At 57.7% G+C, this 12,201-nt stretch carries 9 protein-coding genes; all 9 read right to left on the bottom strand.

Annotated elements, in window-relative coordinates; all coding sequences use genetic code 11:
- Positions 1–39: 39 nt before the first annotated feature.
- The 9 genes from DNI29_RS06935 to DNI29_RS06895 all read right to left on the bottom strand — a co-directional run bounded on the left by DNI29_RS06935 (position 40) and on the right by DNI29_RS06895 (position 12,052).
- Positions 40–1,023, bottom strand: a complete 984-nt coding sequence (locus DNI29_RS06935) for an FAD binding domain-containing protein (protein ID WP_110977376.1) — start codon at positions 1,021–1,023, stop codon at positions 40–42.
- Entirely contained in the window at positions 1,024–1,668 is a 645-nt protein-coding gene (locus DNI29_RS06930) for a (2Fe-2S)-binding protein (protein ID WP_110977375.1), read from the bottom strand.
- A gap of 241 nt (positions 1,669–1,909) precedes the next feature.
- Positions 1,910–2,656: an acetoacetyl-CoA reductase gene (phbB, locus tag DNI29_RS06925; protein ID WP_110977374.1), complete on the bottom strand. Its 747-nt coding sequence runs from the start codon at positions 2,654–2,656 to the stop codon at positions 1,910–1,912.
- Between the two features lie 22 nt (positions 2,657–2,678).
- Positions 2,679–3,638 carry an alpha/beta fold hydrolase gene (locus DNI29_RS06920; RefSeq protein WP_110977373.1) on the bottom strand — a complete coding sequence of 320 codons (960 nt, stop codon included), beginning with the start codon at positions 3,636–3,638 and terminating at the stop codon, positions 2,679–2,681.
- Positions 3,638–4,696, bottom strand: a complete 1,059-nt coding sequence (gene phaC / locus DNI29_RS06915) for a class III poly(R)-hydroxyalkanoic acid synthase subunit PhaC (protein WP_110977372.1) — start codon at positions 4,694–4,696, stop codon at positions 3,638–3,640. The genes DNI29_RS06920 and phaC overlap by 1 nt, the downstream gene beginning before the upstream one ends.
- Complete coding sequence (locus tag DNI29_RS06910) at positions 4,697–5,854, bottom strand: poly(R)-hydroxyalkanoic acid synthase subunit PhaE (protein ID WP_110977371.1); 1,158 nt, start codon at positions 5,852–5,854, stop codon at positions 4,697–4,699.
- Between the two features lie 680 nt (positions 5,855–6,534).
- Positions 6,535–9,177, bottom strand: a complete 2,643-nt coding sequence (locus tag DNI29_RS06905; RefSeq protein ID WP_110977370.1) for a glycosyl hydrolase 115 family protein — start codon at positions 9,175–9,177, stop codon at positions 6,535–6,537.
- Between the two features lie 105 nt (positions 9,178–9,282).
- Positions 9,283–10,398, bottom strand: coding sequence for an endo-1,4-beta-xylanase (locus DNI29_RS06900; protein ID WP_110977369.1), 1,116 nt, complete (start codon positions 10,396–10,398; stop codon positions 9,283–9,285).
- 58 nt (positions 10,399–10,456) lie between these two features.
- Positions 10,457–12,052: an alpha-N-arabinofuranosidase gene (locus DNI29_RS06895; RefSeq protein ID WP_110977368.1), complete on the bottom strand. Its 1,596-nt coding sequence runs from the start codon at positions 12,050–12,052 to the stop codon at positions 10,457–10,459.
- Positions 12,053–12,201 lie beyond the last annotated feature (149 nt).

The raw sequence follows: 12,201 nt of genomic DNA, 5'->3' as shown, positions 1-12,201 counted from the left end.
TGCGTTTGGAAGCATGCGCCTACCTATTCAAAAGGCACCCTACCCTGCTACTTTCTGCAAGGCCTGCACCAGCGTGTTCTGGGCCAGCTCTACCTTGAAGCGGTTGTGCTCCCGAGGCTGGGCGCCGCGCAAGGCTGCCACCGCCGCCGCCCGGAAGGTGGCTTCGGTGGCGGGGGCACCGGTCAGAATTTGCTCGGCTTCGCGGGAGCGCCAGGGCTGGGCTCCTACCCCACCCAGGGCCACGCGCGCTGAGCGGATAGATCCGCCTTGCACATCCAGGCCCACGGCGGCGGAGGTCAGGGCGTAAGCGTAGCTGCTCCGCTCGCGCACTTTCAGGTAGGTAGAGCGCTGGGTGTAGGCTCCCGCGGGCACCAGAATAGACACGATTAGCTCGCCGGGCTCCAGCACGGTTTCAATGTGCGGGGTTTTGCCGGGCAGCAAGTAAAACTCCGTAATGGGCACGCGGCGCTGCTTGCCTTTGGCGTTTTCCAGGGTCAGTACGGCATCAAAGGCGGCCAGGGCCACCGACAAGTCGCCGGGGTAGCTGGTGGCAATGCAGGCCTCGCTCACGCCCAGTATGGCCAGGTTGTGGTTGTCGCCCTGCTGGGCGGGGCAGCCGGAGCCGGGCACGCGCTTGTTGCAGGGAAATGCGGCGTCGCGGAAGTAGCCGCAGCGGGTGCGCTGCAGAATGTTACCCCCAATGCTGGCCATGTTGCGCAGTTGGGGCGAGGCGGCCAGTAGCAGCGACTCGGAAATGGCCGGAAACTGCTGCTTCACCAGCGCGTTTTCGCCTACGTCGCTCATGCGCTCCAGGGCCCCGATGCGCAGCCCGTCCTTGGTTTGCTCAAGGCCTTTGAAGGGTAGCATGTTGATGTCAACCAGCAGCGGATGCTCCTCCAGATTGGCCTTCATCAAGTCCAGCAGGGTAGTACCGCCAGCAATGTAGGCGGCCTGGGGCTTGTCTTTACGGATGCCAGTGGCTTCCTTGGCCGAACCGGCCTGGGTGTAGCTGAAGTTGTTCATCTAGACTTTTCCTCCTTTTTGCTGCACCTCGCGCACGGCGGCTACAATGTTGGGGTAGGCCCCGCAGCGGCACAGGTTGCCGCTCATGTACTCCCTGATTTCGGCATCGGAGCCGGCGTGGCCCTCACGCACGCACGCCACCGCCGACATAATCTGGCCCGGCGTGCAGTAGCCGCACTGGAAGCCGTCGTGCTTGATAAAGGCTTCCTGCATGGGGTGTAGCTCCTCCCCTTTTGCTAAGCCTTCAATGGTGGTTATTTCCTTGCCTTGGTTCATGACGGCCAGGGTCAGGCAGCTCGTGATGCGGCGGCCATCGACGTGCACCGTGCAGGCCCCGCACTGGCCATGGTCGCAACCCTTTTTGGTGCCGGTCAGGTCGAGGTACTCGCGCAGGGCATCAAGCAGGCTTACCCGGGGCTCAGCCTGAAACGTACGCACGGCGCCGTTTACTTTCAGCTGCATGGTCGTGACGCCTTCCACCGTTTTGGAGTAGGCCGCCAGGCGCTCAGCCTGGCTGACGAAGGGCGGCGCCAGGGCCAGCCCCAGAATGCCGCCGGCCTGTTTCATGAAGGAACGGCGCGTGCCGTCCTCGGGCCGAGGCTCCGGCTTTTCGCCCTCGTTATCGGGAGAAGGAAATGTCGACATAGAAGTAGAAAGTTGAAAAGCCCGCACCACGTACCGAACCCTGTTTCAAACACAACTACAACTACGTACTGTCGGGGCAGGTTAGCCTAAAACGCTCATAAAATCTTGTCATTGCGTTTATCACCCACCTCGTCTGTCTGCATATCAGCACGTTACTTGGGCATAAGCCGTAACCAAAAAGCCACGACCGATTTGCTCGGCCGTGGCTTTCTACCACGCAGAAACCTCACCTAGCTTCGGGCTAGTACATGTGCTGGCCGCCGTTTATGCTCAGATTAGAGCCCGTAATAAACCCTGATTTATCAGATACTAGATAAGAAACGGCTTCGGCTACCTCCTCAATGTAGCCCATCCGGCCCACCGGAATTTGTGCTACAATCTGCTCCCGAATGTTTTCCGGTACGGCCATAACCATTTCCGTTTCAATGTAGCCGGGCGAAATGGTATTCACGGTGATGCCGTACTTGGCTACTTCCAGGGCCAGGGACTTGGTAAACCCGTGAATGCCAGCTTTAGCAGCCGAGTAATTCGTTTGCCCAAACTGCCCTTTCTGCCCATTGATGGAGGATATGTTGATGATGCGGCCGTAGCGCCGCTCCATCATGCCGTTGATAACGTGGCGGGTGCAGTTGAAGACGCCGTTGAGGTTAGTGTTCATCACGTCGTCCCAATCGTCTTTTTCCATCTTGGTGAAGCGCACGTCGCGGGCAATGCCGGCATTGTTGATCAGAACTTCGATAGGACCTATTTCACTTTCCACGGCCTGCACCATACGGCCCACCGAGTCAAAATCCGCTACATCGCCCTGGCGCATATCTACCTCGCAGCCAACGTCCCGCAGGGTGTTTTGCATGGCTTGGGCCTTTTCCCAGCAGCGAAAATTTCCGACTACCCGGAACCCTTCCTCGCATAGTTTCTTGCACAGCGCCGTGCCGATGCCTCCCGTACTTCCCGTAATCAAGGCAACTCTTCCAGTGGGATTTTTCATGAGATGGGCTCATTAGATTGCGTTATGCGGCTTTCTTTTCTTTTAAAAACTCCAGCACTTCCGTGTTAAAGGCCTCGGGGCACTGGTACTGCACAAAGTGGCCGCACCGGGGAACCACTACCAGGTGTCCATGCGGTATCTTGGCCGATTCCCGTACTACTATCTGGTAGTACTCTTGGCCTCGCAGGTATTGGTAGGGACTCAGCTTGTCGTCTTTGCCCACCAGCAGCAGGCAAGGCTGCCGGATTTCCGTCAGGGAGTGGTTTAGGGATTCTAGCAGCATGCCTTCGATGGAGCGCTGCATGGCCCGGCCAAACACGGCGGCATCTTCCTTGAAAAAGGCCAGCCGCTTGGCCAGGTCGCCGGCCAGCTCAGCATTATTGCAGAAGCCAATCAGGAAGTTGAGCCGGTTTTTGGTGAAGGCATTGCCTGTTGCTACCACGCCAGCCGACATATTGATCAGCAGCTGCTTTTCTACCGATGTATAGGGCTCTACACCCGCTGGCGATACCAAAATCAGCTTTTGAATCAGGTTCGGCTCTCGTAAGCCCGCCATAATTGCGGTTTGCCCCCCCATGGAATGCCCAACCAACGTCACGGGCCCTACCCCCAAGGCATTGATAAAGCTCAGCACCACGTCAGTGTAGAACGATATGGTATAAGGGTAGTCACCCTTGGAGGAGTAGCCGTGCCCGGGCAAATCGAGGGCCAGGCAGCGGAACTGCTTTTTCAGCACCTCCAGGTTCTTGCGCCAGGTAGGAATGCCGCCGCCCATACCGTGAACCAGCACCAGTACCTCGGCATCTTGCGGGCCTACATCAATGTAAGCAATGTCCAGCTCCTGCCCGGGTAACCGCACTTTCTTTACGGGGTATGGGTAGGGAATCTGTTCTCCAGGGTCGTTTTCGGTAAGCGGCATGCGGGCCGCCGGTTCGCTGGCGGGGTGCCAGAACGATTTCCACGCATGAATGAAATCAAACATCAAGTATCCCTTTCGTGTAGCCAGTGCGCGATGCCCGGCGCTAATTCTTTCTGGGACCGAGAGCCCACAAACACCCCGATGTGTCCGCCCGCAAACCGGGTCAGGCTTTTGTCGAGGCTGCCGACTAGGTCATTGAGGGGTATAGAGGCCTCTGGGGGCACCAAGTGGTCTTCCTGCGCATAAATGTTGAGCAGGGGCATGGTAATATTGGCCAGCCGTACGGGCCGACCACTCAGTTCCAAGGTGCCCTTAACGAGCCTATTCTGCTGGTATAACTCCTTGACAAACTGCCGAAAACACTCCCCCGCCTGGCTAGGACTGTCGGCAATCCACTGCTCCATGCGCAGAAAGTTGAGCAGTTGCTCGGGCTTGTCCACGGCATTGAGAATGGACACGTATTTGGTGGTTTTGAGCAGGGGCTTGAGCAGAGCAAAGCCTGCATTCAGCAGCTCGCCGGGCACGTTGCCGTGGGCGTCTACCAGGGCATCCACGTCCAGGTGCTTAGCCCATTTTGAAAGTAGGTCGCGGGGGGTAGCAAAGTCGATGGGCGTCACCAGCGTCACCAAGTTCTTGACCTTCTGCGGGTGCAGGGCCGAGTAAATGACGCTGAAGGTGCCGCCCTGGCAAATACCCATTAGCGTAATGGCCGGCTGCCCCGTCCGGGCCCGAATAACATCCACGGCGTCGTCGAGGTAGCCGTTGATGTACTCGTCCATGGTGAAGTACCGGTCCTCCGGCGTGGGGTAGCCCCAATCGACGAGGTACAAGTCCAGCCCGGCAGCCTGCAGGTTGCGGATGAAGCTGCGGTCAGCCTGAATATCTATCATGTCGTGCCGGTTCACCAGCGCGTACACAATCAGGATGGGCGTGCGGGCAGTGGCGGGCGTTTCGCGCACGTACTGTAGCAACTGCACCTTGTCCTTTTTCCAGACGGCTTGCTTAGGCGCTACCCCTACTGCTACCTCATCTAGCTGCTTGAGGGCATCGAAGCCTTGGGCTAGCTTGGAGGTGGTAGCGGCAAACTCTTCCAGTACCCGTTGCGGAGACAGGAAATTCATTTATTTATTCTCCTTTCTGCCAGGCTTGCCTTCTTCCGCGTTGGGTGTTTTTATTTCAAGCTGATTTTGTGGAGCCTGATTTTCTGGCTTATTTTTCTGTAGCTCATCAACCAATTTTTCCAGCGTATTTATCCTACCCCGAAGCTCATGATTAACCTTATATACTTCATCTAACTGGGAGCGCAACACTACCGGGTAAGGCTGCAGAAAAACTTCCATTTGCTTTTCATAGGCCTTATTCATTTCAGAATTTAATTTAATTAACTCACCCTGCAGCGCCGCATACTCATCCGTATTAAACAAGGCTACAAACTCGGCTTCATTAATAGCCGACCACTCGTTATAAAACTGATTAAAGTCAGTTGGCACGTTGCCTTCTTTGGCCTTATCGGCCATGGTTTGCATCACCTTCTCCCAGGCCGAAACGCTGTGCTTGTACAGCATGGTTTGCAGTTGGTTCATCTTGGCCATGTAGTTGCCCCACTGCTCCATCATCTCCACCACCGACTGCATAGAGGGAATCTGGCCCGTATCGGTGGAGCCCCAGAAGGGCGCCATGCTTCGCTGAGCGGTTTGGGCCATTTGCATGTACCACTGCGTCAGCGACTGAGGATTGAGCTGGGTTAAAGAGCCAAAGAAGGGTAGCCCATTGCTGAACATCGGCCCGAAATTCTTGCTAGCCTCCGTAGCCGAGCTCATCCACAGCTTCATCATCTGGGTCGACTGGTCCATGAAGGTGCGCACCGGCGTAACGGCATCAAACCCAAAGAGCTTGTCTACAAAGGTTTTGAACCCTTGCTGATCAATGAGTTTCCAAAAGTCCTGGCTCTGAAAGCTGTTGTTTTGCATAGCCTGCAATACGGGCTGCCAGAGCTGAAACAGGCGGGTATACACATCGGTGCTTTTCAACATGTTGAAAAAAGCATCCTGCATGCCCGAGTGCGCAAAAGGGCTGGAGCCGCTGCCCCCCATGAACGGCAGCTGCATATTCTGCATCATCGACTGGAAAGAACTCATCCAGTTCTGCTGCATTTTGCCGGCCTCATCCCACATGTTCCTTTGCTCGCCGTTAAGCTTTTCCGTCGCCTCGCGCCAGTCATTCACAAGCTTAGCCGTGCTGTTATACCAAGTGTCGAAAAACGTTGCCGTCTGTTCCATATGTTGAGGTAAGTGGTTTTATTTTTTAGTATTCATAAAATAAGTTTATCACCATTATTAATTATAGTATATAGTAGTGCAATCTATTTTTATAATACTTGAGCTTATGAACCTATTTTCAAATAACTATTCCATAACAAACCGGCTAAGTTTTACGCATTGCAGGAAAGATGTTTACACCTACCTTACAGAAATAAATCCTCATTTTAGTTTTGTATAAACACGTAGCAGGTAAATGCATTAATAAATATTTAATAAGTATACCTCAGCAGTGCGCTGCTAATAATTTAATTTATACACAGAGGCATACACGAGCTTTCCGGGCCTGACGCTAGATTTATAGCTCAGCATAAACTAAAAAAGGATAGCTCCGGCAAAGGCATATTATACCTGTGCCGGAGCTATCCGCTCCCTTATTTCAGCCAGCCTAAGGCACTACCCCCTACCCTTCTCTGTCAGTAGACTAGGCTATGCTACACTACAAATTTATAAGGGCTGTCGTAGCCAGGTTAGCAGTTCCACACCGTTGGTACACAGACTTAGGATATGAACCAGCCTACCACTAAAGCCAGCGCATACGGCCTTCTGCTGGACCGGCTACCCTGATGGGTGGAGTACCCTATGATGAACACAAAAAACAACCCTGCCCGGCGCGGGGCCGAACAGGGTTGAGGTAGATGCTAGCGGCGGCCGACGCTGCCTTTGCCCGCGGCGGGCCCAGCCGCCGGACTTTCCGGTGGGCCGAGGTAGCTAGCCGGCAACGTGCCCCGACTAATGACTAGTTTTTCCAGCACCACGCCGGGGTCCACGCGCCAGAACTTCACGGTGTGGGTGCCCGCGGCGGCTACGTTGTGCTGGGAGGTTTTGATGATGATACTCTCGGCCACGGCCCGTTCCCAGGGGCGGTTGCCATTGTCGGCCACCATGCCGGTGTGCAGGTTAACGAGCTGGGGCGCTTCGTCATCAATGGAAATGGCATACTGCAAGCCCGGCCCTCCGGTAAAATTCAGGGTAGGCGCCAGGTAGGCGTGCACCGTGATGGGGCCAGCCTGCTGCAGGGTAATCTGGTACTCTAGGCGCGGCGACTCGCCGCCGGGCGCGGTTTGGGGGGCCGCCGTAACGGGGAAGGTGGTCATGGCGCCCAGGGTGCGGCCCAGGTCGGGCAGGTGTTGCCAGGTAACGGGGCCAGCGTTTACGGCTTTGGTGTAGTGCTCGGCCTCCATGCTCACGTAGCCATCCGTTTCCACAAAACCCACCCCGGATACTGCGGCAGGCTTGGGTGGGGCGGCGGGGGTAGGCGCAGGGGCGGCGGCCGCAGTGGAAGTAGCCAGAGTTTTCACCTCGGGCATTTTTTGCTCGTTGGGCTGCTGCCAGTAGGTGTAGCCGATGTGGGTCTGGTCCATCATGTGGTTCCACTTGCCCCCGGCCAGGGCGTGGTAGCGCTTCGTGATTTCTGCATCCTTGGCGTAGAGGGCCCGGGCTTTTTCGGCCAGCTCGTTGGTGTTGGCCAGGCCTTTCTGGGCGGCATCGTGGTTCAGGGCCACGGTGTAGTACAACTCGTTGAGGTTGGCGCAGGCCTGCACCGGGTGCAGCACCAGTTGGTAGTAGGCGTCGCGGGAGGCGGCCGGAATCTTCTGGTTGATGACTTCGGCGCGAGCTAGCAGTTGGTTGTAGTCGGCTACCACGGTAGCCCACTCGCCGGTAGCTAGGCTGTAGGTTTTCTGGTCGAGCAGCTCGGGCTTGCGACGGGCGTTATACTTGGCGTACTTGGCCAGAATGTCGGCAATGTCGGCGGCGTATTTCTCCCCAAATTGCTCCGCGGCCCAGCGCTGGGTGTAGGCGGCTACGTCGGTAGCCTTAATCTGGTCGGGGTTCCAGGCGTAATTCAGGAAGAAGCTGATGGGCAGTTCCATGGGCTTCAGGTCACCCACGTTCACAATCCAGATTTGGTTGGCGCCGTACTCGTGGGCCAGGTGCATTTGCTCCCAGATGCGGGGTAGCGGATTCGTGTTCAGCCACTTGTAGTTGCGCGGACCGCCCACGTAGTCGAAGTGGTAGTAGATGCCGTAGCCGCCGCTACGGGGCTTTTCGCCGGGCTTAGGCAGCTTGCGGACGTTGCCCCAGTTGTCGTCGCAGAGGAGTAGCGTCACGTCGTCGGGTACGCGCATGCCCCGGTCGTAGTAGTCCTGCACTTCCTTGTAGAGGGCCCAGAGTTGAGGCGTTTGATCGGCGGGCTTGCCGGTGGCTTCGGCCAGAATCTTGCGCTGGTCAGCTACAATGCGCTCCAGCAGGGAAATGTTGCTTTCCTCACTCATGGGCTCGTCGCCGTCGCCGCGCATGCCAATGGTGACGATGCTTTCCTTGGTACCCATGTTCACGATGCCCTGCCGCCAGAAGTCGGCCAGGGTTTTCTGGTTGGTCTGGTAGTTCCAGGGGCCCGAGCCGAAGCGCTTCCACTCCTGCTGGGAGCGCACCATGGGCTCGTGGTGGGAAGTACCCATCACCACGCCATACTCGTCGGCCAGCACGGGGCTTTGCTTATCGTCGTCGTTGAAGGCGTTGCCCCACATGGCGGGCCATAGGTAATTGCCCTTCAGGCGCAGAATCAGCTCAAACACGTGCACGTACATCTTCGAGTTGATGCCGCCGAACTTCTCCTTGGCCCAGCCGCTTAGGGCCGGCGCTTCGTCGTTGAGGAAGATGCCCCGGTACTTCACCTTCGGCTCGCCCTGGGTGTGGCGCCCCGCCGCTACGTACAGCGACTTCTGCTCCTTCACCGGTACATCGGCCCACCAATACCACGGCGACACCCCCATCTGCTGCGACACGTCATAGATGCCATAGATGGTGCCGCGCTTGTCGCTGCCGGCAATAACCAGGGCCCGGTCTACGCCTGCCATCGGCTTGTCAACCGTCTGCACCACAAACGTTTCCCACTTGCCCGTCAGGGCCGAGGCATCCAGCTTGCCGGCTTTCACTAGCCCATCAATCAGCGGACTTTTGCCCAGGGTGCCAATCAGCACTACTTCTTTGCCTTTGGGTGCCTGGTCAGTCGTTAGGGTAGGCTGCTGCTTGGTAACCCGCTGCACGTCAGCTTGCAAATCCCGGGCGGCGCGCAACACGCCGGGCCAATCCTGGGCGCTAGCGTAGAGCGGCGCTACCTTGCCGGAAGCGGCCAAGGCAAAGCTACCCTTGCTTTTTTTCGCGGAAATGTAGGTTTCGCCTAGGCCAGTCGGGGTGTCGGCCCAGCTTGGCGTGTAGGCCAGTAGGAGCAGCAGCAGGGCCAGCGGGAAGCGGGTTAACCTATTGAGGGATGGAGACATCGAATAACCTTGAAAATGAAATGAAACTGACCCGGCAACTGTGGCTACGGCAGCGAGTGTTAACATTCTGCCGCGTCAGTAGCCGGTAGCGCATCTGGTTCGGGCTTACTTGCTCGCCCGGAGCACTGCCTGCACCGCTGGCTTTGGCTGGTAGTTGCGGTCAAACAGCAAAGGGTAGCTCGTGCGGCCTCGGATCGGCCAGTCGTTCAGCCAGGAGTCGGCGTCGGTCACGCCCCAGAGCGTAACCCGGTCGATGACGTCGCGGTGCTTGTGAAACAGAGCAAACAGGTCGGCGTAGCGTTTGGTCAGCTTCTGCTGCACCGAATCAGGCAGGCCGGTGGTGTACACGTTGTATTTGGCATCGGCCCCGAACGTTTCGGCAATGTCGGCGCCCTGGCGGCGGCTGGGGTTCGGCAGCACATCGATGTCCAGCTCCGTGAAATTGACCTTGCATCCTAACTGCGAGAAGGCCACGATGCTGGCTTCCACATCCTCTAGGCTAGGCTTGGTGAGGCCGTAGTGGCCCTGCATCCCAATGGCGTCCACCTTGATGCCTTTCGCCTGCAGGCTCTTGACCAGCTTGATGACGCCCGCCCGCTTTTCGGGACGGTAGAGGCTGTAATCGTTGTAGTAGAGCTGTGCTTTGGGGTCAGCTTTATGGGCATACTCAAAGGCCTTGGCGGCAAAATCCTCCCCGAGGATTTCCAGCCACTTGGTTTTGCGCAGATCACCCTGCTGGTCGTCGATGGCTTCATTTACCACGTCCCAGCCAGCAATTTTGCCTTTGTAGCGCCCCACCACCGTGTTGATATGCTCCTCCAGCCGCTTCAGCAGCAGCTCCCGGCTGGCGGGTTTGCCCTCAGCATCCTCAAACACCCACTTAGGGGTTTGCTGGTGCCACATGAGCGTGTGGCCAATAGTGAACATCTTGTTTTGCTGCCCAAAGGCTACGTAGTCGTCGGCGGGCTTGAAGTTGTACGTGTCCGGTTTCGGGTGCACGGCCTCCCATTTGAGCAGGTTTTCGGGGCTAATGGTGTTGAACTGCTGCTTGACCAACGCCATCGACTTAGCGTCCTGGCCGCTTATCTGGCGGTAGTTGAGGGCAGCGCCCACGTAGAAATCCTTTTTGAAGGCATCCTTCAAGGGCTGGTCCGCTTTTGGGCCAAAGCCGAGGCCAAGACCGGCTAGCGCGAGGCACACGAGTGCTTTCTGAGGTTTCATAAATCGGTTCTGAATGATAGGGCAGCCGGGCGCACGCCGCCGCTGCCCCGACGAATACTTACTTTACTTCCAGCACCAGCACCGACTGCGGGGGCACTTCCACGCTCAGCTTGTCGCCGCGCTTGCGGGCGCCGTTGAAGGCGGCCAGCTTCACGTTGTTGGGCTTGTCGAAGGTGTTGTGGTCGGCCACGTTACCGGAGGTCAGGATGCGGCCCGACACTGTTTTCCAGCTGACGCCGGGTAGGGCGGTTTCCAGCTTCTGGCTTTTCTTCGTGTCGAGGTTTACCAGGGAAATGTGCACGGCCCCCGCCTTATCCCGCGAGGCGGAGGCGTTCAGGGCCGGCAGTTTCTCGCCGTTGAGCACGTAGTCGGGGCTGGCAAACTGCAGGGGCAGCAGTTGGGCATCCTGGTGCACCTGGTACAGATCGAAGACGTGGTAGGTGGGCGTGAGGAGCATCCGCTCCTTATCGGTCAGGACGAGGGCCTGCAGCACGTTCACGGCCTGGGCCAGGTTGGCGCCGCGCACCCGGTCGGCGTGGTTGTTGAAAATGTTGAGGGTAGTACCGGCCACCAGCGCGTCGCGGAGGGTGTTTTGCTGGTAGAGGTGGCCGGGGTTGGTGCCCGGTTCCACGTCGGTCCACACGCCCCACTCGTCCACCAGCAGCGCTACCTTCTTGTCCTTGTCGTACTTGTCCATGATGGCGGCGTGCTTGGTTACCACGGCGTCCATTTTCAGGCAGTTGCGCAGGGTGTTGAAGTACTGCTGCTCATCGAAACCGGTGGCCTTGCCCTTGCTACCCGTCCAGCTGCCGGTGGGCAGGGTGTACTGGTGCAACGTCAGGCCCCACATCTGGTTGAGCGGGATGTTCTTCATGCACGTTTCCGTCCAGTGGGCATCGTCGCCGTTGGCCCCGCTCACAATTTTCTTGAGGGGCGGCGAGGCGGGGTAGTTGTGGGCGAAGGTGGCGTAGCGCTTGTACACATCGGTGTAGTACTCGGCCGTCATGTTGCCGCCGCAGCCCCAGCTTTCGTTGCCAATGCCCCACCACGACACGCCATACGGCTCGGGGTGACCGTTTTTGCGGCGCTCCAGCACCAGTGGGGTGTCGTCGTTGGAGTTGAGGTACTCCATCCAGCCGGCCATTTCCTGCACCGTGCCGCTGCCTACGTTGGCCGCCAGGTAAGGCTCGGTATTCAGCAGCTTGCACAGCTCCAGAAACTCGTGGGTCCCGAAGGAGTTGTCCTCCAGGTTGTTGCCCCACCACATGTTCAGCATTTTGGGGCGCTGAGCTACGGGCCCTACCCCATCGCGCCAGTGGTAGGTATCGGCAAAGCAGCCGCCGGGCCAGCGCAGGTTGGGCACCTTAATTTTGCGTAGGGCCTCCACAATATCCATTCGGATGCGGCCCTGCTTGGGTACGTTCAGCTTTTCATCCACCCAAAAGCCGTCGTAAATGCACCGACCCAGGTGCTCGGCAAAGTGCCCGTAAATGTGCTTGCTGATGACGACTTTCGGGTCGCCGGGCTGCACGGTTACGGGGATGGTTTGGGCCGTGGTTGGAGCAGCCGTTAGCAGGACCAGGCCAGTAGCCAGGCCAAGGGTTTGGCGCAACAGGCGGGGTAGGAAGAAAGGTTGAGAGAAAGGTTGGGACATGGGCGGGAGGTAGGAAACCGTGGGAAAGATCAGGCACAAAAAAACGTCATGCTGAGCTTGCCGAAGCATCTCTACCGGCTTCGTTAGGATAAACCCCAGCGAAGCGGTAGTGATGCTTGGCTATGCCGACCTTCGGTTCGACAAGCTCA

The organism is Hymenobacter sediminis, from assembly GCF_003231285.1.
In the GTDB taxonomy this organism is placed as follows: Bacteria; Bacteroidota; Bacteroidia; order Cytophagales; family Hymenobacteraceae; genus Hymenobacter; species Hymenobacter sediminis.
Note: the sequence above shows the minus strand (reverse complement) of the source record. Positions and strands in the feature narration are given on the sequence as shown.

What these genes read in the sequence shown, in the direction of transcription:
- DNI29_RS06895 (WP_110977368.1), bottom strand. Translation starts at nt 12,052, where the DNA reads ATGTCCCAACCTTTCTCTCAACCTTTCTTCCTACCCCGCCTGTTGCGC.
- DNI29_RS06900 (WP_110977369.1), bottom strand. Translation starts at nt 10,398, where the DNA reads ATGAAACCTCAGAAAGCACTCGTGTGCCTCGCGCTAGCCGGTCTTGGC.
- DNI29_RS06935 (WP_110977376.1), bottom strand. Translation starts at nt 1,023, where the DNA reads ATGAACAACTTCAGCTACACCCAGGCCGGTTCGGCCAAGGAAGCCACT.
- DNI29_RS06910 (WP_110977371.1), bottom strand. Translation starts at nt 5,854, where the DNA reads ATGGAACAGACGGCAACGTTTTTCGACACTTGGTATAACAGCACGGCT.
- DNI29_RS06920 (WP_110977373.1), bottom strand. Translation starts at nt 3,638, where the DNA reads ATGTTTGATTTCATTCATGCGTGGAAATCGTTCTGGCACCCCGCCAGC.
- DNI29_RS06930 (WP_110977375.1), bottom strand. Translation starts at nt 1,668, where the DNA reads ATGTCGACATTTCCTTCTCCCGATAACGAGGGCGAAAAGCCGGAGCCT.
- phbB (WP_110977374.1), bottom strand. Translation starts at nt 2,656, where the DNA reads ATGAAAAATCCCACTGGAAGAGTTGCCTTGATTACGGGAAGTACGGGA.
- DNI29_RS06905 (WP_110977370.1), bottom strand. Translation starts at nt 9,177, where the DNA reads ATGTCTCCATCCCTCAATAGGTTAACCCGCTTCCCGCTGGCCCTGCTG.
- phaC (WP_110977372.1), bottom strand. Translation starts at nt 4,696, where the DNA reads ATGAATTTCCTGTCTCCGCAACGGGTACTGGAAGAGTTTGCCGCTACC.